We start from the raw sequence: 26,133 nt of genomic DNA, 5'->3' as shown, positions 1-26,133 counted from the left end.
ACCCGGGGGCTTGTGGCAAGACCCGGGTCGTGCTGCAGAATCGCTGGCCGAGGCCAGAACCTGCGGAGATGGGAAATAACCGAATGCATGTGACCGACACCGATGTGATCATCGTGGGTGCGGGCCCGACGGGGCTGATGCTGGCCGCCGAGTTGCGACTGGCCGGGGTGCGGCCGCTGGTATTGGAGCGGGCGCCGCACCCCCGAGACATCCCGAAAGCCGGTGGTATCGGCGGACAGATCCTGGAACTGCTGCGCTACCGCGGGCTGCTGGAACGCTGCGAAGCGGCCAACACCGATCCGATCCCGCCTCCCCGGTTCCCGTTCGGCGGTGTGCACGTGGACTTGACGCACCTGCCGGATCCGCCGCTGCACGCGCTGCCGCTCCCGCAGCATCGACTCGAGCGCGTGCTCGGTGAACGGGTCGGTGAACTCGGTGCGGCGATCCGCCGCGGACATGAAGTGGTCGCGGTGAGCCAGGACGACGCCACGGTGACCGCGCAGGTGCGCGGACCGGACGGGACGTACCAGGTGACCGCCCGATACCTGGTGGGCTGTGACGGCGGGCGCAGCCGGATCCGCGATATGGCGGGCATCGCATTTCCCGGTACCACGTATCCGGAGGTAAACCGGCTTGTTCAGGTCGCCGTGCACGATTCGGTGACCGTGCTCGACAATGGCGACCTCGACGTCCCGGGGTTCGGCAAGGTCCGCGCGGGTTTCACGCAAACAGAGCGCGGTATGTTCGCGAACGGGTCGACCACTCCCGGACTGCTCGGTCTATTCACCGCCGAAGACGAGTCCACCGAATACGACGACGACGAACCGATGACCCTGACCGAGTTCCAGGACAGCGTCCGCCGGGTACTCGGCGCGGATCTACCACTGGGAGAGCCGATTCGGCTGTCGCGCTTCACCTTCAAGGATCGGTTGGCCGAACGGTACCGTGCCGGGCGGATCCTGCTGGCCGGTGATGCGGCCCACCTGTTCCCGGCAACGGGTGTGGCGATCAATGCGGGCATGCTCGACACGGTCAACCTTGCCTGGAAACTGGCCGCCGACATCGACGGCTGGGCGCCGGAGGGACTGCTCGACACCTATCACGACGAACGTCACCTCGCCGGCGCGCGGACACTGCTGCACACCCGGGCCCAGGTGGCGCTGCGGCGCGGACAGGACGCGGCCGCCGAAGCGCTTCGGCAGGTCTTCCAGGAACTGCTCCTCGACGAGAAGCCATTGCGTCGCGTTGGAGCCCTCATCGCGGGCACCGACATCCGCTACCCGCTACCCAACGCCAACGAGCACGCCTTGACCGGCACCTTTGCGCCCGACCTTCCGCTCTACACCGACCAGGGCGCAACCAGCCTCGCGGAGCTCATGCACACCGCGCGGCCCATGCTGCTCGTCCTCGCCGATCGACCGGAACTCCTCGAGATCGCCCGAGACTGGCAACCCCGCATCGAAATCCACACCGCCCGAACCGATCACCGCCCAGCCGACGCCCTGCTGATTCGCCCCGACGCCCATATCGCCTGGGCGGCAACGGTCGAGGAACCCATCGATACCGCCGCGCCCGCGCTGCGAGAAGCGCTCGCCAGCTGGTTCGGCGCACCTGTCGAAACACCAGTGCCCGCCGGTCAGTCCCGCTGATCGGTCGTTGTTCCCGCCACTTCTCCCGCAGGTCCCTGCGGGAGAAGTGGCTGCGCGCCCAGAGGGTTCAGGCGTGTCCCTCACACAGTGCGCTGAGCGCGATCAAGGACGCCAGGCGGTGCAGGAGGGCGGTTTTCGTGTGCTCGGCGTCGATCGTGGAGGTTTCAGCGAGACTCCTCGGGACCCGCACCGAAGTGCCGTCACGATGGCCTGCGGGAAGCGTACGAAGTGGACGTTAGGTGAACAACTAGTATCGCAAAAGTGTTGCCACGCAACAATAGTTGCGTCATGCTGAGGGTATGGCCAGACGGTCGAAGAGGCGGCCGGTCGGGCCGAGGTGGGGATCCGAGGATCCAAAGGGGTGCTGTCCGCGCCCCGTCGTATCCCATGCAATTCGTTGGCGACGGCGTGTCGGCTGGGTGCTGGCCGTCATCTTCGTGCTGTTCGTCTTTCCCGGACTTGTCGGCGGGCTCGCCAGTGCGCAGTACCAGGCCGCCGCGACCGGCAGCAGTGTCTCCGAAATCGACGGCCTCAGCTGGATGCACATCCGCGATTCATTCGGGGTTCCGCTGGCGAACTACGCCTTTGCGACCGATCACGGCGGCGTGCTGGATCCGGGGTCGACGATCCTCTGGGCCATTCTGGGCTTCGAATTCATCGGCTATATCGCCATCGTGACGACCGCCATCTGGCTGATCGGCAATGCGCTGAGCTTCCAGTGGCTCAATATGTTCGGCTCGGCATTGACCGGCGTCGCGGACCGGCTGACCGGCCAGATCGCGACGCCGATGCTGCTGATCACCGCGGCGACGATCGGTGCTTTCTGCGTCGCCTGGTTCTGGATGCGTGGCTATCACGCCAAGGCAATGCTGCAGATCGTCACGATGCTCGGTGTCGCGGTGCTCGGGCCGGTATTCCTGGCCGAGCCGCTGGGCGATGTGCTGTCCTCGGACGGATTGCTCGCCAAGGGTAGGGATTTGGGAATTTCGGTGGCGGCCGGGCTCAACGGCAACAACAACCCGAATCCGAACCAACTGGTGACGACCATGCAGCGCGATCTGGCGGACAACTTCGCCCGCCGCCCGGTGCAGGTGTGGAATTTCGGCCATGTGGTCGACGAGCAACCGGCCTGCCGGTCGGCCTGGTCCGCCGGGATGACCGCTGGTGACGACGAACGGGTCCGCAAGGGTATGCAGGGCTGCGGTGATTCCGCCGCCTACGCCAAGGCCCAGAATCCGAGCATGGGGCAGGTCGGCACCGGTCTGATGTTGTTGATCTGTGGCGGCATCCTGTTGGTCTTCGCGGTGGTGCTCGGCATCCGGGTCATCAAGGCCGCGCTGGACGCGATCTATCACGGGTTCATGGCGATATTCGGTTTCGCCGCAGGCGGATTCGTCTACGGACCGACGCAGACCTTTCTGGTTCGCAATATCGTCGACGGCTTTGTCGCGGCGGGCCGGATGACGGCCTACACCATCTTCCTCGGCATCTATGTGCTGTTCATGGGCAATCTTTTCGCGCAGGCGAAGGGGCAGACCATGGCGGTGATCGTCATCGCGGGCACCGTCGAGATCGTCGCCATCTCCCAGCTCAAACGCCTGAGCCGCAGCCTCAGCCGGGGCAACGACTGGATCGCCAACCGGTTCGCGCTCGCCGTGCAGGGGTCTGGAGCGCGCCCTGGCGGTGGAGGCGGCGGGGGATCGGCACTCGGCATGGGTGATGCTCGGGCCGGCGGTTCGCTGCACGGCGGGCTGATGTCCGGGATGGGCATGCTGAACACGATCAATGCGTCACCCGCGACCGCGTGGCTCCTCGGGGCCACGGTGGGCCCGTTGAACCCGCTGGCGCGCAGGAAAAAGGGGATGGATCTCAACAACATCGCCGTCTCGCCGATGGTGCGGCAATTGCACGAGTACAACCACGCTGGCCGCGGAAACTGGCGGGTCAAGGCCGCCGGGCGGTTGACCGGAATAGACCGCGGAACCGGGTCCGCCCTGGGTGTCCAAAATATTCTGGACGGTCTGGGCGACAGTAAGGTCCCGGACGCGATGATCGCTCCGATTCTGCTGGCGATGGGTGCGACCGATCAGCAGGTGATCGATGCCCAGCGTGCGCTGGCCGTCCAGAAGGCCAGCATGAAAGACTACAACCCGAACGGCTTCGCGCCCCTACAGAAGGCGGTCGCTGCGGGGTATGCGGTGGAGAACCACCAAGGCATCGCCGCGCTGCCGGCATTCGCGGGGCAGGCCGTGGTCGCTGCGGACAACTTCGTGCGGCACTCCACTGCACCGATGAACCCGAACGCCGTAGATCACCAGTTCGTGCGGCGGGTCATGAATAGCGACGAACATCAGCTCAGAACCATCACCCCGGACGAATGGCGCAACGTCGGGCGCGATACTCGCCAACACATCGGACGGGAACTGGCGCTACAGCACCAGGAAGCGGCCACGAACTACTACCACAACCAGAACGACGCGAATCTTCTTCAGGCGTTGCAGCTGTCGAACCGCCAACTGGCCAACTTCAACAGCCTCGATCCGAATGGCGGACCCAACCCATGGTCTTCGTAGGCGGGCGTGTGGGCAGGCTGACAATATTCGTTAGGTGAAAGATCCGTGGTCCGGGCTCAGGATGCGGAACCTGATCTCACAGCAAGGGGAACCTATTCGCATAGCCCCGAAAACTGGTAGAAACCTGTGGGTTGAACGTGATTGCCCGGGGGCACTAGAACCAGACGGGCAGTCAGTTATGGTGACGGCCTATCGTTCGAGTACCCCGAATGATCGCGAGGCTCACCGTGCGGGACAGCGCTCCCACTACCTATCAGGAACTACGCGCCGTCCTGCAGCAGCGCTTACCGGAACTGGCCGAGGGCCAACAGCGCATAGCGCGGCTGGTATTGGACGATCCGGAAGGAACCGCATTCCGCAGCATCGGCCAGAGCGCCGAACTGGCGGGGGTGCACCGTTCCTCGCTGGTGCGCTTCGCGACCATGTTCGGCCTGCCCGGCTATCCGGGCCTGGTCGAACTCTGCCGCAGACAACTCGCCGCCGAGGCGTATCTGGTGCGTAGACCCGCCGACGCGCCGCCGCCGAGCTCGAACGACGAGTTCTTCACCGCGATAACCGAATACGACACGAACAATATGTCCCGTACCTTCGCGCGCATTGATCGCGGCGATTGGGACCGGGCGGTAGAGACGCTGGCGCATGCCTCGACCGTGCACGTCATCGGGCTGCGGCGCTGCCTGGCGATCGCATATGCCGCTACCTACCAGCTGCAGTTGGTGCGTCATCGGGTCCGCCAGCTCGGGGCGACTGCCCGGCTGCTGACCGACGAACTGCGCGATATCGAACCCGGCGACGCACTCATCGCGGTATCGATCCGGCGCTACAGCAGTGACACCGTGCGCGCGGTCGAGGCGGCGCGCCGCCGTGGCGCCACCACCATCGCCCTCACCGATGACGCGTCCTCCCCGCTGGCTCGCATCGCCGATGTGACCTTCTATGTCGGAACCGGTTCCCTCACCGTGCTGCGCTCGCTGACCGCCTTCAGCGGACTGGTGCACGCCCTGGTCACCGCCGTCGCACTGCGCCTGGAATCCGTCGGCACCGATAGCGACATCCTCGACGAGCAATTGCTCGAGTAGCCGCGCCGTTTGCCGGTGCCGTCCTCGGGTACCGCTTGGATATGACGCCCAGCCATGATCTCCGGGAGCTCGGATTGCCCGAAACGATCTCGGTGGCGCTGTTCGACCTCGACGGTGTATTGACCGATACCGCGGCGGTGCATCGGCGGGCGTGGAAGGCCGTCTTCGACGAGTTTCTGGCCGGACGGAGCCCCGGCCCATTCCAGCCGTTCACCGAATCGGACTATCTGGGCTATGTGGACGGCCGTTCGCGGGCGGACGGTATCCGTGAGTTCCTTAACTCGCGGGGGATCACGCTGCCGGAGGGCGAACCCGATGCGGCGGAGGGCGAGCCGACCGTACATGGCCTCGGCAATCGGAAGAATCGGCTGCTCCTGTCGTTCCTCGAACGCGACGGTGTACACGTCTTTCCGGGATCGCTGGCCTATTTGAAGGCGACGCGAGCGGCCGGATTGCGGACGGGTGTGGTGACCGCATCGGCGAATGCCCATGAGGTGTTGGCGGTCGCGGAGCTGACCCGGTTCGTCGATGTGTGCATCGACGGAGTCGAAATCGCCAGCCGCGGTCTGCGCGGCAAACCCGCGCCGGACGCATTTCTCGCGGCTGCGCAGGCGCTGGACGTCAAGCCGGAACAGGCGGCGGCGTTCGAGGATGCCATCGCCGGGGTGACGGCCGGTCGGGCCGGTGACTTCGGGTATGTGGTCGGCGTCGATCGAGTGCGCGATGGTACGCAGGCCGAGGCACTGCGTCGGGCCGGGGCGGATGTGGTCGTCACCGATCTGGCCGAGCTCGGGCCATCGCAATGACCGCCGACTGCCGTGGCTTCGAGATCGCGCCATGGCACTTGCGTTGGTGCGGACTGGATCTCGAGGCATTGCACCGAACCGAGTCGATCTTCGCGCTCTCCAACGGACACCTCGGGCTGCGCGGCACTTTTGAGGAGGGCGAGCCGGTCGGCAAGCCGGGCACCTACCTCAACGGGTTCTACGAGAAGCGCCAATTGCCTTATGCCGAAGCGGGATACGGCTATCCGGAGGAGGGGCAGACCGTCGTCAATGTGACCGACGGGAAGATCATTCGGCTGCTCGTCGAGGACGAGCCGATGGATATGCGTTACGGCGAGGCCGTCGAACACGAACGGGTACTGGATTTTCGGTCGGGTACGTTGCGGCGCACCACGGTCTGGACCTCGCCGACGGGTCGGTGCGTGCGAATCCGCTCGGAGCGACTGGTGTCGTTCACCGAACGCGCCCTGGCCGCGATCCGGTACGAGGTCGAACCGCTCGATGACGATCTCGAGCTGGTCATCCAATCGGATCTGCTCGCCAATGAACCGGTTCCGACCTCGCACGGTGATCCCCGGCTCGCGGCCGCACTGGATCACCCCTTGGTCGCGGACTTCTGCACCGCACGGGATTTCTCCGCGGTACTCGTCCACCACACCCGAAGATCCGGGTTGCGCATGGCTGCGGCCATGGACCACGAACTCGAGGTCGACGCGACGCCGCGGTGCACTGTGCACGCCGAGGAGGATATGGCCCGGTTGACGATCGCGGTCGATGTCGCCAAGGGGGAGCGCGTGCGATTGACGAAGTATCTCGGCTACGGATGGTCGAGTCGGCGCTCGGTACCGGCGCTGCGGGCCCAGGTCGAGGCGGCATTGGCCGCCGGCCTCGAGACCGGCTGGGATACGTTGCTGGCCCGGCAGCGCGCGTATCTGGACAACTTCTGGTCCACCGCCGATATCGAGATCGACGGGGATCCGGAACTGCAGCAGGCCGTCCGATTCGCGCTGTTCCATGTTTTACAGGCGGGCGCACGCGGTGAGACCCGCGCGATACCGTCCAAGGGGCTGACCGGGCCCGGCTATGACGGCCATTCATTTTGGGACACAGAGACTTTCGTATTGCCCGTATTGACCTATACGGTGCCGGTGGCCGCCGGCGACGCACTGCGGTGGCGGCACGCCACCCTCGACCGGGCTCGTCAGCGAGCACACGAACTCGGCCACACCGGAGCGATGTTCCCGTGGCGCTCCATCAATGGCGACGAGGGTTCCGGCTACTGGCCGACCGGCACCGCCGCGGTGCACGTCAATGCCGATATCGCCGATGCGGTGGTCCGATATCTCGCCGCGACCGGCGATAAGCATTTCGAAAGAGGATGCGGTGTCGAGTTATTGGTGGAGACCGCGCGCTCATGGGTGAGCCAGGGGCACTACGACACAGCTGGGAACTTCCGGATCGACGGCGTGACGGGTCCCGACGAATACTCCGCACTCGCCGATAACAACATCTATACGAATCTGATGGCACAGCGGAACCTCGATGAAGCCGCCGAAGCCTGTGTGCGCCAGCCGGATATAGCCGAGCAGTTGGATGTCGATGCGGAGGAGATCCGCGGCTGGCGCGACCGTGCCAAACGTATGTTCCTGCCCTATAACGAGAAACTCGGGGTGCACGAGCAATCCGAGGGTTTCACCGACCATGCCCGCTGGGACTTCGCCGCGACGCCGCCGGAGAAGTATCCGCTGATGCTGTATTACCCGTACTTCGATCTGTATCGCAAGCAGGTCGTCAAACAGGCCGACCTGACCTTGGCAATGTACTTGTGTCCCGACGCTTTCACCCCCGGGCAGAAGGCGCGCAACTTCGATTATTACGAGGCACTGACCGTCCGCGACTCATCGCTGTCGGCCGCTGGCCAGTCCGTTATGGCCGCCGAGGTCGGCCATCTCTCGCTCGCCTTCGACTATTTCGCCGAAGCCGCACTGACCGACCTGCACGATCTGCATCACAATGTCGCCAACGGCCTGCATATGGCCTCACTCGCCGGAGCATGGCTATGCTGTGTCTTCGGTTTCGGCGGCATGCGCGACCACCGTGGTGAATTAAGTTTCGCACCACGACTTCCCGCGAATATCGGGCGCTTGGCCTTCCGAATCATCTGGCGCGGCAGTGGCATAGCCGTCGAGATCACCCCCCATTCCGCGACTTATCGACTGCTGTCCGGAGATTCGGTCGTCCTGCGCCACCACGGTCGCGATACGACACTCAGCAAGGTCGCGGTGACGCTGCCGATCCCGCGGCAATCCGATCGACCCGAGCCATTGCTACCCAAGGGCCGGGCGCCATATCGGCGGGGGTAGCGGTACGAAGGAGCGGGCATGCCATCGTTCACCGAGTCCGAGTATTGGTTGGGCAGACTGGTTTTCCAGCACGGCCTGGCCGTCATCTATCTGATCGCCTTCGTGGCGGCGGCGCGGCAATTCCGAGCGCTCATCGGTGCGAAGGGGATGTTGCCGGTGCCCCGATTCGTCCGGCGGGTCGAATTTCGCCGGGCTCCCAGCATCTTCCATTTCCACTATTCGGATCGGTTCTTCGCTTCGATCGCCTGGTCCGGTGCGGCGCTGTCGGCCGCGGTGGTGGCCGGTGTGCTGCATCTGGTGCCGCTGTGGGTGGCGATGCTGCTGTGGGCGGTGTTGTGGGCGCTGTACCTGTCGATCGTGAATGTGGGGCAGGCGTGGTACGCGTTCGGGTGGGAGTCGTTGCTGCTGGAGGCCGGATTCCTGGCGATCTTCCTCGGCAATGATCGGGTCGCGCCGCCGGTGCTGGTGCTGTGGTTGGCGCGGTGGCTGCTGTTCCGGGTGGAGTTCGGCGCCGGTCTGATCAAGGTGCGTGGCGATACCTGCTGGCGCGATCTGACCTGCCTGTACTACCACCATGAGACCCAGCCGATGCCCGGCCCGCTGAGTTGGTTCTTCCATCGCCTGCCCAAACCGCTGCATCGAGTGGAGGTGGCGGCCAATCATTTCGCCCAACTCGTTGTGCCCTGGGGACTTTTCGCACCGCAACCGGTGGCGAGCGTGGCCGCCGCGTTCATCATCGTCACCCAACTGTGGCTGGTGCTGTCCGGCAATTTCGCCTGGTTGAACTGGGTGACGATTCTGTTGGCCACCACTGTGATCGATGTGCCTTCGGCGAAAGCGGTTCTGCCCGTGCCCGATCCGCCGTCGATGCCCGCGGCGGCGCCGTGGTTCGCGGGTCTGGTGATCGCGTGCACTGTTGTGGTGGTGCTGCTGAGCTACTGGCCCGCCCGCAATCTGATTTCGCGCCAGCAGCGCATGAATGCGTCCTTCAACCCACTACACCTGGTCAATACCTACGGTGCGTTCGGCAGTATCGGCCGAACCCGCGAGGAGGTGGTGTTCGAGGGCACCGACGAGGCGCAGATCACCGACCGGACACTGTGGCGGGAGTACGAGTTCAAGGGTAAGCCGGGGGATCCGCGGCGATGGCCACGGCAATGGGCTCCGTACCACCTGAGGCTGGACTGGCTGATGTGGTTCGCCGCGATCTCCCCCTCCTACGCCCGCAGCTGGCTGCTCGCCTTCGTCGAGCGACTGCTGCGCAACGACCCTGCGACCCTGCGGCTACTGCGCCGCTGTCCCTTCCATGATGCGCCGCCGACGTATGTGCGAGCGCGAATCTACCTGTACCGCTTCGCGACTCGGGACGAACTCCAGCACGAGCACACATTGTGGCGCCGCACCCTGGTCGGTGAGTATCTCCCGCCGATGGCGCTGAATCAGTAGTAGCCGCGGCCGGCCGCGCCGCCGGAGGCCGACCAGACCTCGGTGATCAGGCCGGAGGTGAAGCGCAGGATATCGGTGCCGCTCACGTCGACCTGCTCGCCATTCGGTCCGGTGAACGCCGAACCGTACGGCCTTGCCACGAATCCCGTTCGGGTGTCGTCTATTTCGACGACCGGCTCGCCCTGGGGTGTGAACCGGACCCCGGGACGCTGTTCGTGGAATTCGGCGATCCTGGCGGCGAAGGTCTGCGGGTCGTGGATATCGTCGTATTGGCTGGCGCCCGGCTGGGCGTAGCGCAGGGTGAATTCGGGGGCCATGATCTTGTCCGCGAGCGCCAAGTCGCCGTTCCACATCGCGGTCCATTCGTCGAACAGGGTGATGCCGAAGTCGCGCATCGTTACTCCTCGATAGTCTCATTGATACGGTCTCGATGGTATTAACTTATAGTCTCAGTGAGACGGTGTCAATGAGATGGAGAAGGCATGCCGGATCTCGGGCCGCAGGACCACATCGTGCTCGGGCTTATCGCCCGGCATGGACCGCTCACCCCCTATGAGTTGAAGGCCAAGGTCGAGGAGAGCATCGACTACTTCTGGCCGGTGCCGCATGCCCAGCTCTATCGAATTCCCGTGCGCCTGGCCGAGCAGGGGTTGCTCGATGAGGAGGCCGAGCAAGGCGGCCGGCGGCGTCGACTCTTCCATCTCACCGATGCGGGTCGGGCCGAACTGAAGCGCTGGCTCGCCGATCCACAGAGCCCGCCCGCCGAGACCCGCGATCCGGCACAGCTCAAGCTCTTCTTCGCCGATCTGGGCGCTGCGGGTGATGTGGTCGCCCTGGCGAACAGTGAGGCCGCCCAGCATCGTCGCCTCCTCGAGCAGTATCGATCGCTATACACCGATATCGACCCGAACGACAAGGTGCGCGCGGTGTCCCGTGCGCGCATCCTGCGCCTGGGCATCCTGCACGAACAGGCCTATGCCGAGTTCTGGGAAGGCCTCGCCGCCGACCTCGAATATCGGGACCAGCGGCGGAAGTAGTCAGCTGCGGCGGGCGCGCTTGACGAAGCGGACGCTGAGGGCGATCAGCGGGGTGAAGAAGATGATCGACAGGACCGGCGAGAGCCAGGCCATGGTGTGGATGGGCAGTTGATAGGCCAGCAGGATGCGGACGGTGGCTTCCGCGACGAGGCCGACGCCCCAGGCAATGGCCAGGGTGTTGAAGCCGCGGCGCTTGGCCGGGTTCGCCCGGTAGGACGCCTCGAATTCGGCGAGCTCGGCCGGTCCGGCGGCCGCGACTGCCTTGCGCGCGGACAGGTAGGTCAGCGGTTTGCCGACCACGGTGCTGATCAGGAAGGCGATACCGACGATCGCGGTGACCGCGGAATCCTTGACGATCATCATCCGGGGGTCGCCGCTGATCAGCGAACCGATCAGACCGAAGGCGAAGACGCCGAGCATGATCGCGGCGAACGGTTCGAGGCGCCGCGTTCGGATCGTCTCGATGAGCAGCACCGCGCCCGAGAACAGGGTGCCGGCGAGCAGACCGGTGAAGTCGCTGTAGCCGAGGCCGGTCAGCAGGAAGTACGCGCCGATCGGCACCGCGACATCGCGGGCGATCGAGGCCAGTGCGCGGATCGGGTTGAAGCGTGGCGCGGCGGTCGGCTCCGCCGCGGACGGTGCGGTGGTCGTCATTACGGGTGCTCCTGGCTGGTGAATTCGGCTGTGCACTACGCGAAATGACGTTACGGATCGACGGTGGGCGACAAATCTGCCAACCATCACGGGTCCGGCATGACAACTGTCATGTCGGACCGCCTACCGACGGAACTGTCGGATCGGCCTGCCTGCGAGCATACGCACGAAAAGCGCGGCAAAACGCAAGTGGCCCAGTGCCTCTCGTCTCGTGAAGGCGACCGACCACACCGTTCTCGTGCCCGCCGCGGGCAGTGGACGATTGTCGAATCGATCCGCCACCCAGTTCATGGTGGCCGGTGCGCCGATGAACAGCAGCGGCATATGCAGGCTGAGGCGGTCGCGCAGATAGCGCACATGCGCGCCGCGGACCGTGTAGCGGGCAACGTGCTGGTCGATATCGTCGACGGCGATGAGCTCGTCATTGACGCCCTGGATGACGAGCATCGGCATGGCGGGCGCATGCACGCCGGGACGGATATCGGCCATGATCTGCTGCAGGCCCGGTTCGGCGAGTAGATCGGCGAAGGTGCGGTGGCTGTAGTCGTCGACGTTCTTGCCCATCAACCGGAACAGCAGATGGAGTGTGGTGCGCGTTTCGGCATCGGTGAGCAGATCGAGGAATTCGGTCTTCACATGGGCGCGCAGGATGCGATCCAGATCCGCGTAGGCTCGGCGCAGTCCGGCCACGCACACCGTCGCGAAACCAGCGAAGAAGGTGCCGTTCAACCGCGCGAAGGCCGAACCGGGATCGCCGACCGGTGAGCCGGCGACCGCGCCGACGATATCGAGTTCGGGTGCGTATTCGGCCGCCAGTTCCGCCGTCCAGGCGGTGGCGAGGCCGCCGCCCGAATAACCCCACAGCGCAACGGGAGTCGCATCGGTCAGGCCGAGCGGGGCGAAGCGCAGGCTCGCGCGGATGGCGTCGAGGGATCGGTAGCCGGGTTCGCGTGGCACGCCGAAATGTCCGGTCAGCCCGCCGTGGTCGGGCACCGAGATCGCCCAGCCGCGGGCCAGTGCATAGGTGATGACGGGCAGTTCGATCTGCGGAATCGAGCCGAGCGCCCGCGCGCCCCGCCGCAACGCGTATGACGGCAGACATTTCGAGCTGACGCCGTCGATGGCGCACTGGAAAGAGACCAGCGGCCGCGGCTCGCGCGGGTCGGCACCCCATGGCAGCAGCACCGTGGTAACCGCCGCCTCCGCGGTGCCGTGCAAGTTGCTGGTGCGGTACAGCAGCTGCCAGGCCGAAAACTTCAGTGGCACACGGCCGAACAGTGCGAGCTCGACCGCACGCGTCCGCAGGATGGTGCCGGGGGCGAAGCGTGCGAAACCGGCCGGCGGCCGATAGAACCGATCCAGCTCCGGTTGTAGTGGCCGACCCGAACGAAACATTTCGGCAACCGGGTGTGCCGGTTCCCTTCCGGCGTCGGCCTGCACGCTCATTCCTGTACATCCTTTCGAAGGCGCACCGGCACAGTGTCTTATTTGAAATGACGCCGGAATACCGATACTCAACGTAGCAATGCGGGGAGGGAAAAATAATTGTCCAGAAACACAATTGAGGCGGGTGTTTTTCTCCTAACCGCTGTGTCGACGGTGACTGTCGTCACTCGGAGCGCAGTGGAACGCGCAGGTGAGCAGGGTCATGCTGAGATGAGTTGTCACTACACACGGACGAGAAGAATCCACGGAAATCTTGTCTTCAGAGACAAACCGAGCGATTACGAGATTCATCAGTAAATGGCTGGGTTGGGTAACGTGCAAGTCATGCCCGTGGTCCTGCCCCCGCTGTCCAAAGACGCCCCGATAATCGCCCGACTGGTTCGTCGGTTACCCGAAATCGCCGAACGCATGCTCGCGGCGGGCCTGGGCTCGACACCGCCGGCCGCGGATCTGCCGGACGGGCATTTCACCGACGAGGTGCTGCCCGCGATCGCCGGATGCGGCCAGGCCTTCCTGCGTGCGGTCCAGGAGCAGCGGGTGTTCACCGGGGCCGAGGTGATCGAATTCGTCGGTCCGGTGGCCGAGCGGCATGCCGAGGACCGAATTCCATTGGGGCTGTTGATGCATGCGGTACACGGCTCCGGTCAGGTGATCCTGCAGGAGGCGGCGACAGTGGCCACGCCGGAGGACATGCACGATCTGATCGCCTTCGGCGCTCGGCTGCTCGATCTGCTGCGGGATATCAATGTCGCCGTGGTGGAGGCGTATACCGATGTGGAGCAGTCGATCTACCATGCCGAACGCGAGGCGCGTCGGGCGCTGTGTTCGGCGCTGTTGCGTGGCCAGGCCGCGGAGGAACTGGCGGCACGCGCGGATGTCGTTCTCGCGGAACGTTATACCGTGCTCGCCATTCACATCCGGCCGGACGATCACCCGATCGTGGTCGCCGATCTGCTCACCCGTCGTCGAATCCGGGTGTTGCAACGGGCATTGGACGGGATCGCCGGAACCAAGGCGTTGAGCACATTCGACGGCACGACCGGAATCGCGCTGCTGCCCAGCGGATCCGATTCCAAGGAGTACGAGCGGCTGGCCGCCGAACTCACCGAACAGTTCGGTGTCGATGTCTTCCTCGCCGAACGTCGCGCGGTCGAGCGGGAGCTGCTGCCGCATGCGGTACAGGAGGCGACCGATCTGGCCGAACTGGCCCGCCTGCTCAACCGGCCGAGCGGACTGTACGACCTGGATGATCTACTACTCGAGTATCAGCTGACCCGTCCGGGTCCGGCCCGGGACCGGCTTGCCGACCGCATTGCCCCGCTGCTGTTGCGCTCGCATCTGTTCGAGGCGCTGGAGGCGCATCTGCGGCACGGATCCGATCGCAAGGCGGCTGCGGCCGAGGTGCACGTGCACCCCAATACCTTCAGCTATCGGCTCAAGCGCATCGCCGAACTCACCGGTATCGATCCGAGTGAGCCCAACGGTTCGCGGTTACTGGCGGCGGCGCTCATGGTGCATCGGTTCTATCCGGTCGGTGAGGCGGCGGAGGTCGTCGAGGGGGACCGATTGCCGGGATGAACCGAGTACCGCGCTGATCCGTGAGGTGAGGGAGATACTTGGGCCGCACCGCTGCTGCGGTCACGAACGCTGGGAGCGCCTCATGTCGACGATCAACGGGTTACCCGCGCACGTGCTGCTGGTGCACCTCATCGTGGTCTTCGTACCGCTGACCGCGGGGCTGCTCATCTTGTCGGCAGTATGGCCTCCGGCTCGCCGGCGGCTGATCTGGCTGGTTACCGCGTTGGCCGCGATCACTGTCGCCCTGACACCGGTGACGACCGAGGCGGGGGAGTGGCTTCAGCACAAGCTCGGCGGATCTCCCGCCATCGATGAGCACGCGGATCTCGGCAACACGATGATCTACTTCGTGGTGCCGCTATTGCTCGTAGCGGCCTTGCTCATCGTCGTCCACCTGCGCGATGAGCATGGTCGTCCGGTGGGGCGCGTGGTCACTGTGCTGGCGGCGGTATTGGCGATCGCCGCCGGCGGTGCGGCGACCACACAGGTGTATCGCATCGGAGATTCGGGCTCGCATGCCGTGTGGGGTGCCCAAGCGCCGTAACGCCATGTTCTCGATCGCTTCGGGCCGCGTTCGGTGCCGCCGCGCGGACCACAACCATGCCGCGGTTCGGACACGACACGGCAATCGTCTCGATCAACGCCCCATTGAAGGGCCCCGGAATCGTCACGTTCCCGCGCAGATTGCGCACGATCGATTTCGAGTGGACCAGGCACTTCTCATCGACCCGCCGGCGCCGAAATTAGAACATGTTCTACCATGTGACGCAGTAGCTAGGAGGAACTGCCATGCCGCTGGATTCGAAAGCCAAGGACCTGATCGCGGCCGTCCAGGCGTCACCGCGTGCGGTGGCGGCACATGACAAGGCGGCCTGGGTCGAGTTGTTCACCGCCGAGGCGACGGTCAACGATCCGGTCGGTTCCCGCCCACATATCGGCCGCGCGGCGATCGAACGGTTCTACGACACCTTCATCGGCCCCAATACCATCGCCTTCCAGGTCGACCACGACTTCGTCGGCCCGTCGACCGTAGTCCGCGACCTGCTGATCCGCACCACCATGTCGACCGGCGCCACCGTCGCGGTGCCCATGCACCTGCGCTACGACCTCGTCGAGGAGGACGGCGTCTGGAAGATCACCCGGCTGGCCGCCCATTGGGAGTTGGCCGCGATGATCGTGCAGCTGCTGCGCACCGGACTGCCCGGACTCGGCGCCGCACTGAAATTGGGCCCGCAGCTGATCGCCAATCAGGGCTTCGACGGCATGCTCGCCATGATGCAGGCACTGCGCGGTATCGGCCGATCGGGCAAACGCGTTGCGGCCCAGATATTCTCGGCCGCTGCGGCGACGGATATCTCGCGGGTTCGTCGGCTGCTCGGCGAGCGCACGACCATCGAACTCCCGGCCGGAACCAGAATCTCGCTGGAGGAATTCACGAATCGGGCGCGAAATATGCAGTGGGACAAGCTGATCGCGGCCGGACGCACGGTGAGTGCGAGTGTCCGGCTCGACGCGGCCCAAGGTGTCGCATTCGTCGACTTCGCCCCTGACAGTCGACGAATCACCGGCATTCGCATATTCATTCACTCGATCTAGCGGCAGTCCGCGGCGGCCGTAAGCCGCCGCGGAAGGAAACTATGCGGCGACCGAGCCCTCGCGCGCTGAGGCTGGGATGACCTGCGGATCGACCTGCGCCGCTTCGGTCCAACCGGGCGGGCCGAAGATGTATCCGAGGCGCCCGCGCCACGTATTCGCATGGCGCACATCGCTGATCAGCGCCCCGAGTTCGTGGTAGTTGACTTTCAGCGGGTTGTCGGTGCCGATGTTCTTGGTGAGGCCGTAGCGGATGGGTTCGCTCTCCGCGGCGAAACTGCCGTAGAGCCGATCCCAGATGATGAAGACGCCGCCGTAGTTCTTATCGATATAGGGCTGATTCGAACCGTGGTGGATGCGGTGATGCGCCGGGGTGTTGAACAGGAACTCGATCGGGCGTGGCAGGGTCCGGATGCGCTGGGTGTGGATCGGGAACTGGTAGAGCAGCCCGATGGTCTGCAGCAGGAAGATCATCCACGCCGGCATGCCGATCAAAGCCGCTGGCACCCAGGCGAATCCGCGCACAATGGTGGCGGCCGGATGCACCCAGGGCAGGCGGATGGCAGTGGACAGATTGAAGTACTGACTGGAGTGGTGGACGCTGTGCGAGGTCCACAGCAGCCGGACCCGATGGTCGGCTCGATGGGCCCAGTAGTAGCAGAAGTCGGTGACCACCAGCCCGAGCACCCACACCCACCATGTGGTCGGCGACAGGTGCAGCGGGGTGATCGCGGCCGCGACCACCACCGCCGAGAACGGAATCAGATACTGCAGCACCGGCTTCAGGAATCGGCCGAGCAGATAGGTGGTGATATTGGAGGCCATATCCCGCCCGGAGTGACCGTTGGCCGGGCGATCCGGATCGCGGCGATAGTCGATCCACTCCACGAACATGAGTACGGCGAACGCCGGTATGGCGTAGATGAATAACTGCGCACCGATCACGATGGCTCCTCCACTCTGCTGCTTCACCGCCACGTTACGGGCGCTGGCCTGGGCAAACATCGCGCTGACGAGGGATTTGCGGTCCCCCGGACGGGGGATGTGCTGCGGCTGGCGCCCAGGCAGAGTTCGGTCCGAGGAATACGGGCGAACGCTGGGTAGGATCGCCCGCGGACGGCTCGACCCGGACTGTGCGAAGGTGGTGCGAACTGTTGGATGTGAGCAGATCGCTGGCCCGCCAATCGCTGGTGGTCGCGGCCGCGGCCGCGGCGGTCGATGCCGCGATGTTGACGTTGAATGGGATCTTCGCGGTGGCCCCGTGGCAGGCCACCGCAGTGCTGATCGCCATAGTCGCGGCCGATCTCGCATTGGCCGCGCCGCCGCGCACCGCCGGTGTGGTGGCCTTGATCCAGGTGGCGCTGCGACTGGCCGAGGCCCTGATGCTGCACCGGCACGGCTTTGCCGCACGCTTCGCCGACGTCGGCTTCTTGGTGGCGGGATATCGAGCCGGCGCCTGGATGGTCGGTCCGAAATCGGTGCTGACCGTCTTTACGATGAGTGCGGGCTTCGCAAGCGCGCATCTGCTGATCAGCAGCAATACCTCACACGATTGGCGGCTGCTGCTGGCGTCGACGGTGTCGGTCGGTGTGGTGCCATGGCTGGTCGGTCGGTATACGGCGGCGCGGGGCGCGTATATCGCCGATCTGGAGCAGCAGGCCAAGTTACGTGAACAGGAGCAGCGGACCGCACTCGCCCGCGCCGTCGCCGAGGAACGCGCCGCCATTGCCAGAGATCTGCACGATGTGATCTCCCATCACGTCAGCGCCATCGGTATCCATGCCGGTGCGGCGCGAATCGCCATGGCCGACACCGGGAATGCCGCGGCCACCCGATCGCTGACCGCGGTGGAATCGAGTAGCCGTGCGGCCATGGTCGACCTGCGTCGCCAACTCGATCTGCTACACGGGCGCGAGGAGGACGGGCAGCGCCAGCCCGGGCTCGCCGATATCGAGGATCTGCTGGAACGGGTGCGCGCGGCAGGTCTGGCCGCCGATTTCATCGTGCGCGGTGCGGCCGTCGAGCTGCCGGATTCGCTGAATCTGACGCTGTATCGCATCGTGCAGGAGATGCTGACCAATGCGCTGCGCCATGGCGACGGCGCGCACGCGCAGTTGGTCGTGGACTATCAGCCGAACCGGGTGGTGTTGGAGTCGATCAATCCACTCGCCGACACCGCCGATATGGGCGATACGGCGGAGCACCGTGGACTCAGCGGGATTCGTCAGCGCGCCGAATTATTCGGCGGCGAACTGCGATTCGGTCCGGACGATGCGCAAACCCATTGGCACACCAGGGTTGCCATGCCGATCGGAGGTTCGTGAACGCACCGGTCCGCGTATTGATCGCCGATGACCACAGCATGTTCCGCTCCGGACTGCGCGCGGTCGTCGACAGTCAGGACGATCTCGAATGCGTCGCCGAGGTGGGCGACGGTCGCAGTGCCATCACCGAAACCGCCCGGCTGCGCCCGGATGTCGCGATTCTGGATGTGCGCATGCCGAAGCTGGACGGACTCGCGGCCACTTCGGCAATTGTCGCGGCGGGCGGCACCCGCGTCCTCGTACTCACCACCTATGACAGTGATGCCAACCTCTACCGCGCACTGCAGGCCGGGGCCAGCGGGTTCCTACTGAAAAGCCTGCCGCCGGAGGAACTGGTGGCCGCCATCCGAATCGCGGCCCGTGGTGATGCCCTGATCGATCCGTCGATGACGCGACGGTTGATACTGCGGTTCGCGGGCACGCTGGCTCCGCCGGACACCCCACCAGAGGTGCAGCAGTTGACCGCCCGGGAGCGAGAAGTATTGCTGCTTCTGGCCGATGCGCGCAGCAATGCCGAGATCGCCGCGGCACTCGGCGTCGGCGAAGAGACGGTCAAAACACACGTATCCCGAGTACTCGCGAAACTCGGTGTGCGCGACCGCCTTCACGCTGTCGTGTACGCACACAAGCACGGCCTCGTCTCCCCACACGGCGGCTAGTGCCGCGTATTTCGCTGTTGACGTCCCGGACCGCCGGAACACGCTATTGCGCGCGGTTAACTCAGGCACCGGTTCGCGCGATAATCTCCAGTGAAGCCCCGGACCATCCCCTTCGGCCCGGGGCTTCGCCCCGCATCGGGACGCATTGCATGGCACGCTGGCGTCCGTGTCTGAATCGCCGAATCTCACAGATCAGGGCCGGATCGCGGCAGTACTGCGTTTTACGACCGAGCTCATCGCCTGGGTCGCGACGCCATGGGCGCTGGCTGGGCATTCGGTTGTGCTGGCCGTGTTTTCGGTGATTGCGCTGATCGGGCTGCCCACCGTGTTCGCCACGCCCGGTGACAAGAAGCAGGTGCTTGTCGCCGTACCGGGGTGGGGCACCATCGCGCTGGTAGTTCTGCAACTGGTCGCGGCGGTCGTCGCGGCCTGGATGGTCTGGCCGGTGTGGCTCGCCGTCCCGGTAAGTGTGTTGGCGGTGCTCACCGCGATCGTGGAGCTGCCGCGCTGGCGCTGGCTGTGGCGTGCCGGCGGTCTCGTTATCCGGTGATGGTCGCGCGGACGAAATTGTGGTCGGAGAGGCCGTCGACCGCCACGACGGAGGCGTCCTGGACGGTCGTGCCACGCACGATGACATGGTCGATGAACTGCGATTTGGTGCCTGATGTGCGCGGACGGGTCGGCGCGGAGGCCGGTGGCAGCTCGGCGATGGTGAAGTCGGGGCCGAGTGCGGATGCCACTTCAGCGCGGTCGATATTGAAGTCGCCGAGTAGCACCGTGGCACGGTCCGGTGGCGCGAGTTCGGCCAATCGGGTCAGCTGGCGGGTACGGCGCAGATCACCGGTCACATGGGTTGCCACAATGATCACGCCCGCCGTTTCGACGGCGAGTGCGCCGTTGCCGGGATCGTTTTCGAACGATTCGGCCGCGATTTCTCGGCCCGGTTCGTCGAGGACCAGGACGAGATGTTCGGTGGGATCTCGCAGTGCGGTGGTTCCATTGCGCGGTCGCGGGACGCGCGGATAGCGCAAGGCGTGAATGTCCTTGTCGGACAACGATGATCGCAGGTTCGCCAGTTGGTCGCCGCTGACCTCCTGTAGCGCGATGACCTGTTCGGGCCGTTCGGCGATCCAGGCAGTTACCGCGGCAATGCGCGCCACTTCATCGGGCCAGCGGGTCGCGATATCGGAGCTCCAATTCTCCGCGTGCACACGGTGCAGGACATTCCAACTGGCCACTGTGATCACAGTTCACGATGCTAATGCCGTATTCGATGTCATCGGCGAGCCGGATGGCCTTGTCCGCCTGGGCGAATGCGTCGTCCCACCGCGCACGCGCTCGACCTCGAGGTCATGCTGTCCATCGGCGGCCGGGAACGCACCGCGGCCGAATACGGCGGCGGCTTTTCAGCTGCGCCGGGTGGTCGCCACGGCAGGGTCGCATTCGATTGTCGAGGCTAGAACTCGCCACTGGTCGCCGGATCGGCCAGCGCGCCCTCCGCGGTCCGTAATCGGTCGGTGAGTGCCGTGAGTAGGTCCATGGACTCGGTGGATAGGCCGAGCGCCAGCTGCACCAGGCGGCGTAGCGGACGACTCTTGATCTGATCGGCCACCAGAAGGTCGTGGTCACCAGGTCTATCGAGGTAGTCGAGATTCACGGCGCGGTTCTCACAATCTGTCAGCTGCTCGGTGGATTACCCGTCGCTCCAGCGGTTAGTCGCGCTACAGCAGGTACGGCCGTCGGACCTCGATGCGCAGGTCATCCGGTGCGAACACCACGAAACTGTGACGCACATCGCACAGAGTCCTTCGCTGTGCCGTGGTCGAATGTTTCGCGGTTCGTCCGGCGTTGATCATGGACATTAGCGTCTAATATTCCGGCAAGCGGAGGCTACCCCTCCGATCGACCCTACCGAAGGGCAGAACAGTGGCGTTCGCGGACTATCAGAACGAGATCTACTTCGCCGCCCTCGGCGGACACGCCCCGGAGTTCCCCATGGACTTCGCGACGCTCGAGGCGAAGGCATCGGCCGCACTGCCCCCTACGCTGCACTCCTATATCGCGGGCGGAGCCGGTGACGAGTTGACCCAGCGGCGCAATGTCGAGGCATTCGAGGACTGGGGTGTGCTGCCGCGGATGCTCGTCGGTGCGACCGAGCGCGACCTGTCGGTGCACGCCTGGGGACTCACCTTTCCCAGCCCGATCTTCATGTCCCCGGTCGGCGTGATCGGTTTGGTCGGCGATAAGCACGGCGACATCGCGGTCGCCGAGGCGGCGGCGAAAACCGGTGTGCCCGCGGTCTTCTCGACGCTCATGGAGGATCCACTGGAGGAGGTCGTCGGTCACGCGGGTGCGACGCCGAGCTTCTTCCAGCTGTACACACCGAAGAATCGCGACCTGGCGGCGAGTCTGGTGAGCAGGGCCGAGGCGGCCGGATATCGCGGCATCACGGTCACCTTGGACACCTGGGTTCCGGGCTGGCGGCCGCGTGATCTGTCGATCGGGAACTTCCCGCAGTTGCGCGGGCACGTGCTGAAGAACTACACCTCCGATCCCGTTTTCCAGAAGATGGTCGGCTCGGACGATCCGCAGTCCATCGTGCTGCACTGGGTGCAGACCTTCGGAAATTCGCTCACCTGGGACGATCTCGAGTGGCTTCGGTCGCTGACCGAGTTGCCGATCGTCCTGAAGGGCATCTGCCATCCCGATGACGCGCGCCGCGCGATCGATGCTGGCGTCGACGGCATCTTCTGCTCGAATCACGGTGGGCGCCAAGCCAATGGCGGTCTGAGCGCACTGGAGACGCTGCCCGGGGTGGTCGAAGCCGTTGCCGACCGGGTGCCGGTGCTTTTCGATTCCGGTGTGCGGTCGGGCACCGATGTGATCAAGGCGCTCGGCCTGGGTGCGACGATGGTCGGCATCGGCCGTCCGTATGTGTACGGCCTTGCGCTGGGCGGGGTTTCGGGTCTGGTGCACGTGCTGCGGATGATTCTGGCGGAGGCGGATCTGCTCATGGCGGTGAACGGCTATCCGGATATCGCCGCGGTGCGCGAGAATATCCGGCCGAGGCGCTGAATTACGGTGTCATCAGGCTGATCAGGAATCGGGTCAGCACCTCGGTGATCCCGGCGAGGTCGGTCTGCTCGTCACCGGTGCTCCACTGGTGTACCAGTGCGAGCAGTGCGCCGAAGTATCCGGTTACGGCCGTGTGGAAGCCACCCGGCGGCTCGAAATCGGGTCCGAGCGCCCGCCGCATTTGGTCCTCGAAGAAGTCCATCCACAGCGCCCGCTGCTCCATCCTGCGCTGCTCGACCCGCTCACCGACCCCGACGACCTCCACATGCGCGATCCGGGCCACGCGCGGGTCACGTCCGATCGCTTCCGCGTAAGCCCGCACCGCCGCCTGTGCCAGGCCGACCGCGTCACCCGATGCCGCCGTCCCGGCGGTGACCGCCTGCCTGGCCTCGGTCTGGATCCGGTCGTACACCGCGATCAACAGATCCTCGCGGTTGTCGAAATGCTCATAGAACTGGCTGCGCGCCAATCCGGCCGCCCGGCACAGCGCGGTAATCGAACTGTTCTGGTAGCCGCTTTCCCCGAATACCACGACCCCGGCGGCCAGAAATTGCTCTCGCCGCTGCGCACGGCGGTCGGCGACAGGCCGTCCGTCGTACATCCGCGATGAGGAGCCAGCAGGCATCCGAGGACCATACCGGTCCTACCCAGCGGTGTGCGCCGCACGCGCAGTGCCACTACCGTAGGTCGGCGAGTCCGGACCCCGATCGCTGGGAGATGAGCGTGCCTGTATCGACGATCGAGAACACGGCGGCGCCGACCGCGGCACCGACCGAGCCCGAAAGCCGCACCATTCCCGCCTCGGCGTTCTGGGTGATCTCGATCCTCGGGACGGTCGCCGGTGTGTACTACATCCACCAGGTGCGCGAAACGATGCAGGTCATGATGCATCTGATGGATCTGGGCGTGTATCAGATCGCCGGGCACCGGGTGGTCGACGGTGCCTCCATCTACGACACGCCGCTGCTTGGGCACACCCGCGGCGTCTGGGAGTTCGTCTACACGCCGTTCGCCGCGCTGCTGTTCGTCCCGCTGGTCAATCTGCACGGTGAGGTCTTCACCTATGTCGGTGCCTTCGGCAACTTCGCCATGCTCACAACGTCGGTGTGGGCGGCACTGTCGATGCTCGGCTACCGACGCGACCTGCGGTTGGTGCTGATCGGCGTGCCGATCGCCGGCCTGCTGATGTGGTGCGAGCCGGTGCGCGAGACCATGGCCTTCGGTCAGATCAATATCTTGTTGCTGTTGCTGGTGCTCGCCGATATGGCGCTGCCCGATACCTCGCGCTGGAAGGGCGTGCTGACCGGGATCGCGGCGGGCATCAAACTCACCCCCGCCTTCTTCGTGGTCTATCTGCTGGTCACCCGCAAGTATCGGGCGGCCGTGACGGCCATTGCCGCATTCGCGGCGACCGTGCTCGTTGGTCTCGCGGCCATGCCCAAGGACTCGCTGACCTTCTGGAGCGGTGCATTCGCCGACCCCAAGCGCGTCGGTGTGCCGGATAATCCGCGCAACGAATCACTGCGCGGCCTGCTCGCGCGCACCGTCGGTGTCGAGGGTGTGCACCAATTGTTTTGGCTGGCAGGTGCTTCCGCTATTGCCGTGGCCTGCCTGTATCTGGCACGTCGGCTGTCGCTGACCGGATGCGAACTGCCCGCGGTGGTGCTTGTCGGACTCACCACCACCGCGGTGTCCCCGTACAGCTGGGTCCACCACTGGGTCTGGCTCGCACCTCTGCTGGTCTATCTGGCAGACCTCGCCTTGCGCAGACGCGGTGCGGTCGCGTCGATCGGGCTGCTCATCGCAGTGATGGTCGCATCCGGAGGTGTGATCGCCTTCTTCGACCCGACCATGAGCAGCATCTACGACTATCCCGCGGGAAGCCACCTCGCGACATTCGTCCACAACGGATACATCTGGCTGACGCTCGCATTGTTCGGCGCAGCCGCCGTTGCGCTGCGACATTCGGCACGTGACCCGCTGCGACATTCGGCACGCGACGCGCTACCCGCCGCGGCGCGGTAATCAGGACTCCGAAGCGGAAGCCTCCGCCTTCTCCTGTTCCGCGACCGCGGCGGCGTGTTTGCCCGAGCCCCAGCCGACGTGCAATTCGGAGCGCATGCGATCGGCCATGTGCGGGTAGTGCAGCTCGAATGCGGGACGCTCGGAACGGATTCGGGGCAGTTCGTAGAAGTTGTGCCGCGGCGGCGGGCAGGTGGTGGCCCACTCCAGCGAGTTGCCGTAACCCCACGGATCATCCACGGTGACCACTTCGCCGTAGCGGTAGCTCTTGAACACGTTCCAGATGAACGGCAACATCGACGCGCCCAGGATGAAGGCGCCGATGGTGGAAATGGTGTTCAGCGTGGTGAAACCGTCACCGGGCAGGTAGTCGGCGTAGCGGCGCGGCATACCCTCGGCGCCCAGCCAGTGCTGGACCAGGAAGGTGGTGTGGAAGCCGACGAGTGTGGTCCAAAAGTGCCACTTGCCCAGGCGCTCGTCCAGTATGCGGCCGGTCATCTTGGGGAACCAGAAATAGATACCCGCGAATGTCGCGAAGACGATGGTGCCGAACAGCACGTAGTGGAAGTGCGCGACGACGAAGTATGAGTCGGTGACGTGGAAGTCCAGCGGCGGCGAGGCCAGGATGACGCCGGACAGACCGCCGAAGAGGAAGGTGACCAGGAAGCCGAGGGAGAACAGCATCGGTGTCTCGAAGGTCAGCTGGCCGCGCCACATGGTGCCGATCCAGTTGAAGAACTTCACACCGGTCGGGACGGCGATCAAGAAGGTCATGAACGAGAAGTACGGCAGCAGCACCGCGCCGGTGGCGTACATGTGGTGGGCCCACACCGCGACCGACAGCGCGCCGATGGCCAGCGTCGCGTAAACCAATGTGGTGTAACCGAATAGCGGCTTGCGACTGAACACCGGGAAGATCTCGGTGACAATGCCGAAGAACGGCAGCGCGACGATATACACCTCGGGATGTCCGAAGAACCAGAACAGGTGCTGCCACAGCACGATGCCGCCGGTGCCGGAATCGTAGATATGCCCGCCGAGGTGGCGGTCGTAGGCCAGCGCCATCAGAGCCGCAGTCAGAATCGGGAAGGCAAGCAGGATCAGGATGCTGGTGACCAGGATATTCCAGGTGAAGATCGGCATCCGGAACATGGTCATACCGGGGGCGCGCAGGCAGACCACCGTGGTGATCATATTGACGCCGCCGAGAATGGTGCCGACACCGGAGACCGCCAGCCCCAGGATCCACAGATCCGCGCCCGCTCCCGGCGCGTGCTCGATGGTGCTCAGCGGGGTGTAGCCGGTCCACCCGAAGTCGGCGGCGCCGCCGGGCGTGACGAATCCCGCCGTGGCGATGGTCGCGCCGAACAGGTACAGCCAGTAACTGAGGGCATTGAGTCGGGGGAACGCCACATCCGGCGCACCGATCTGCAGCGGCAGCACGCAGTTGGCGAAGCCGAACAGGATCGGCGTCGCGTAGAACAGCAGCATGATCGTGCCGTGCATGGTGAACAGCTGGTTGAACTGCTCGGTCGACAGGAACTGCATACCGGGGCGGGCCAGCTCACCGCGCATCAGCAGCGCGATGAGACCACCGATGAAGAAGTAGGTCATCGCGCTGGTCAGATACATGACCCCGAGCACCTTCGGATCGGTGGTCGTGAGCATTTTCCAGAAATAGGAGCCCTTCGGCCCGACCCGCTGCGGATAGGGCCGAACAACTTCGAGTTCAGTCGTAACCACGGCCGTCGCCACCTTCCGATCGCCGATCAGCCTTGTCCGGATTATGCGCCTCTTCTATTTCCGACATGCGCGCTTTGCGCCATTGCCGCCGACATGTCTGCTTCCAC

24 protein-coding genes are annotated in these 26,133 nt (G+C 65.0%); 16 read left to right on the top strand and 8 right to left on the bottom strand.

All coding sequences use genetic code 11. The features are described from left to right. The first annotated feature begins 68 nt into the window (after nt 1-68). The 6 genes from ACIBI6_RS31450 to ACIBI6_RS31425 all read left to right on the top strand — a co-directional run bounded on the left by ACIBI6_RS31450 (nt 69) and on the right by ACIBI6_RS31425 (nt 9,895). A complete protein-coding gene (locus tag ACIBI6_RS31450) occupies nt 69-1,649 on the top strand; it encodes an FAD-dependent monooxygenase (RefSeq protein ID WP_396958720.1) in 1,581 nt (526 codons plus the stop codon). Nucleotides 1,650-2,068: 419 nt separating this feature from the next. Further along, nucleotides 2,069-4,222: a hypothetical protein gene (locus tag ACIBI6_RS31445; protein ID WP_396958719.1), complete on the top strand. Its 2,154-nt coding sequence runs from the start codon at nt 2,069-2,071 to the stop codon at nt 4,220-4,222. Nucleotides 4,223-4,431: 209 nt separating this feature from the next. Next, nucleotides 4,432-5,301 carry a MurR/RpiR family transcriptional regulator gene (locus ACIBI6_RS31440; protein ID WP_396958718.1) on the top strand — a complete coding sequence of 290 codons (870 nt, stop codon included), beginning with the start codon at nt 4,432-4,434 and terminating at the stop codon, nt 5,299-5,301. Nucleotides 5,302-5,342: 41 nt separating this feature from the next. Then, on the top strand, nt 5,343-6,107 hold the full coding sequence (locus ACIBI6_RS31435) for an HAD family hydrolase (protein ID WP_396958717.1): 765 nt from the start codon (nt 5,343-5,345) through the stop codon (nt 6,105-6,107). After that, nucleotides 6,104-8,449, top strand: coding sequence for a glycoside hydrolase family 65 protein (locus tag ACIBI6_RS31430; protein WP_396958716.1), 2,346 nt, complete (start codon nt 6,104-6,106; stop codon nt 8,447-8,449). The genes ACIBI6_RS31435 and ACIBI6_RS31430 overlap by 4 nt, the downstream gene beginning before the upstream one ends. Nucleotides 8,450-8,467: 18 nt before the next feature. Next, nucleotides 8,468-9,895 carry a lipase maturation factor family protein gene (locus ACIBI6_RS31425; RefSeq protein ID WP_396958715.1) on the top strand — a complete coding sequence of 476 codons (1,428 nt, stop codon included), beginning with the start codon at nt 8,468-8,470 and terminating at the stop codon, nt 9,893-9,895. Here the strand turns inward: ACIBI6_RS31425 and ACIBI6_RS31420 are convergent. Next, nucleotides 9,889-10,290 carry a nuclear transport factor 2 family protein gene (locus ACIBI6_RS31420; RefSeq protein ID WP_364359294.1) on the bottom strand — a complete coding sequence of 134 codons (402 nt, stop codon included), beginning with the start codon at nt 10,288-10,290 and terminating at the stop codon, nt 9,889-9,891. The two genes, ACIBI6_RS31425 and ACIBI6_RS31420, sit on opposite strands and share 7 nt — an antisense overlap. A gap of 87 nt (nt 10,291-10,377) precedes the next feature. Between ACIBI6_RS31420 and ACIBI6_RS31415 the strand changes: the two genes are divergently transcribed. Further along, nucleotides 10,378-10,932: a PadR family transcriptional regulator gene (locus tag ACIBI6_RS31415; protein ID WP_396958714.1), complete on the top strand. Its 555-nt coding sequence runs from the start codon at nt 10,378-10,380 to the stop codon at nt 10,930-10,932. Here ACIBI6_RS31415 and ACIBI6_RS31410 read toward each other — a convergent pair whose 3' ends face one another. Further along, nucleotides 10,933-11,586: a VC0807 family protein gene (locus ACIBI6_RS31410; protein ID WP_396958713.1), complete on the bottom strand. Its 654-nt coding sequence runs from the start codon at nt 11,584-11,586 to the stop codon at nt 10,933-10,935. It abuts the gene before it with no gap. A gap of 123 nt (nt 11,587-11,709) precedes the next feature. After that, nucleotides 11,710-13,032, bottom strand: coding sequence for a lipase family protein (locus tag ACIBI6_RS31405; protein ID WP_364359303.1), 1,323 nt, complete (start codon nt 13,030-13,032; stop codon nt 11,710-11,712). A gap of 324 nt (nt 13,033-13,356) precedes the next feature. Here ACIBI6_RS31405 and ACIBI6_RS31400 point away from each other — a divergent pair, with 324 nt between their 5' ends. The 3 genes from ACIBI6_RS31400 to ACIBI6_RS31390 all read left to right on the top strand — a co-directional run bounded on the left by ACIBI6_RS31400 (nt 13,357) and on the right by ACIBI6_RS31390 (nt 16,206). Next, nucleotides 13,357-14,610 (top strand): helix-turn-helix domain-containing protein, encoded by a 1,254-nt coding sequence (locus tag ACIBI6_RS31400; protein ID WP_364359306.1) that lies wholly within the window; start codon nt 13,357-13,359, stop codon nt 14,608-14,610. Nucleotides 14,611-14,692: 82 nt separating this feature from the next. After that, nucleotides 14,693-15,154: a DUF2231 domain-containing protein gene (locus ACIBI6_RS31395; RefSeq protein ID WP_396958712.1), complete on the top strand. Its 462-nt coding sequence runs from the start codon at nt 14,693-14,695 to the stop codon at nt 15,152-15,154. Nucleotides 15,155-15,399: 245 nt separating this feature from the next. Beyond that, nucleotides 15,400-16,206 carry a nuclear transport factor 2 family protein gene (locus ACIBI6_RS31390; RefSeq protein ID WP_364359312.1) on the top strand — a complete coding sequence of 269 codons (807 nt, stop codon included), beginning with the start codon at nt 15,400-15,402 and terminating at the stop codon, nt 16,204-16,206. A 39-nt stretch (nt 16,207-16,245) separates the two neighbouring features. On the opposite strand, the gene ACIBI6_RS31385 is transcribed toward ACIBI6_RS31390, so the two are convergent. Beyond that, nucleotides 16,246-17,148, bottom strand: coding sequence for a sterol desaturase family protein (locus ACIBI6_RS31385; protein ID WP_396958711.1), 903 nt, complete (start codon nt 17,146-17,148; stop codon nt 16,246-16,248). Nucleotides 17,149-17,363: 215 nt separating this feature from the next. Here ACIBI6_RS31385 and ACIBI6_RS31380 point away from each other — a divergent pair, with 215 nt between their 5' ends. The 3 genes from ACIBI6_RS31380 (at nt 17,364) to ACIBI6_RS31370 (ending at nt 19,736) form a co-directional block, all read left to right on the top strand. Next, entirely contained in the window at nt 17,364-18,527 is a 1,164-nt protein-coding gene (locus tag ACIBI6_RS31380) for a sensor histidine kinase (protein WP_396958754.1), read from the top strand. Further along, entirely contained in the window at nt 18,524-19,186 is a 663-nt protein-coding gene (locus ACIBI6_RS31375; RefSeq protein ID WP_364359321.1) for a response regulator transcription factor, read from the top strand. The genes ACIBI6_RS31380 and ACIBI6_RS31375 overlap by 4 nt, the downstream gene beginning before the upstream one ends. Before the next feature lie 166 nt (nt 19,187-19,352). Further along, on the top strand, nt 19,353-19,736 hold the full coding sequence (locus tag ACIBI6_RS31370) for a hypothetical protein (RefSeq protein WP_364359324.1): 384 nt from the start codon (nt 19,353-19,355) through the stop codon (nt 19,734-19,736). On the opposite strand, the gene ACIBI6_RS31365 is transcribed toward ACIBI6_RS31370, so the two are convergent. Beyond that, a complete protein-coding gene (locus ACIBI6_RS31365; RefSeq protein ID WP_364359327.1) occupies nt 19,726-20,433 on the bottom strand; it encodes an endonuclease/exonuclease/phosphatase family protein in 708 nt (235 codons plus the stop codon). The two genes, ACIBI6_RS31370 and ACIBI6_RS31365, sit on opposite strands and share 11 nt — an antisense overlap. A gap of 66 nt (nt 20,434-20,499) precedes the next feature. Between ACIBI6_RS31365 and ACIBI6_RS31360 the strand changes: the two genes are divergently transcribed. After that, complete coding sequence (locus ACIBI6_RS31360; RefSeq protein ID WP_364359330.1) at nt 20,500-20,646, top strand: hypothetical protein; 147 nt, start codon at nt 20,500-20,502, stop codon at nt 20,644-20,646. On the opposite strand, the gene ACIBI6_RS31355 is transcribed toward ACIBI6_RS31360, so the two are convergent. After that, nucleotides 20,643-20,843 carry a hypothetical protein gene (locus ACIBI6_RS31355; protein ID WP_364359333.1) on the bottom strand — a complete coding sequence of 67 codons (201 nt, stop codon included), beginning with the start codon at nt 20,841-20,843 and terminating at the stop codon, nt 20,643-20,645. The genes ACIBI6_RS31360 and ACIBI6_RS31355 overlap by 4 nt on opposite strands. Before the next feature lie 269 nt (nt 20,844-21,112). Here ACIBI6_RS31355 and ACIBI6_RS31350 point away from each other — a divergent pair, with 269 nt between their 5' ends. Continuing rightward, a complete protein-coding gene (locus ACIBI6_RS31350; protein ID WP_364359336.1) occupies nt 21,113-22,261 on the top strand; it encodes an alpha-hydroxy-acid oxidizing protein in 1,149 nt (382 codons plus the stop codon). A gap of 1 nt (nt 22,262) precedes the next feature. On the opposite strand, the gene ACIBI6_RS31345 is transcribed toward ACIBI6_RS31350, so the two are convergent. Further along, nucleotides 22,263-22,886 carry a TetR/AcrR family transcriptional regulator gene (locus ACIBI6_RS31345; protein WP_364359339.1) on the bottom strand — a complete coding sequence of 208 codons (624 nt, stop codon included), beginning with the start codon at nt 22,884-22,886 and terminating at the stop codon, nt 22,263-22,265. 98 nt (nt 22,887-22,984) lie between these two features. Between ACIBI6_RS31345 and ACIBI6_RS31340 the strand changes: the two genes are divergently transcribed. Then, the gene (locus ACIBI6_RS31340) at nt 22,985-24,286 is read left to right on the top strand and encodes a glycosyltransferase 87 family protein (protein ID WP_396958710.1); all 1,302 of its coding nucleotides are present in this window, start codon (nt 22,985-22,987) and stop codon (nt 24,284-24,286) included. Here ACIBI6_RS31340 and ctaD read toward each other — a convergent pair whose 3' ends face one another. Then, a complete protein-coding gene (ctaD, locus tag ACIBI6_RS31335; protein WP_396958709.1) occupies nt 24,287-26,026 on the bottom strand; it encodes a cytochrome c oxidase subunit I in 1,740 nt (579 codons plus the stop codon). Nucleotides 26,027-26,133: the final 107 nt, after the last annotated feature.

This window comes from Nocardia sp. NPDC050412, from assembly GCF_044458825.1.
Classification (GTDB): Bacteria; Actinomycetota; Actinomycetes; order Mycobacteriales; family Mycobacteriaceae; genus Nocardia.
This window is presented reverse-complemented; position numbering and strand designations above follow the sequence as displayed.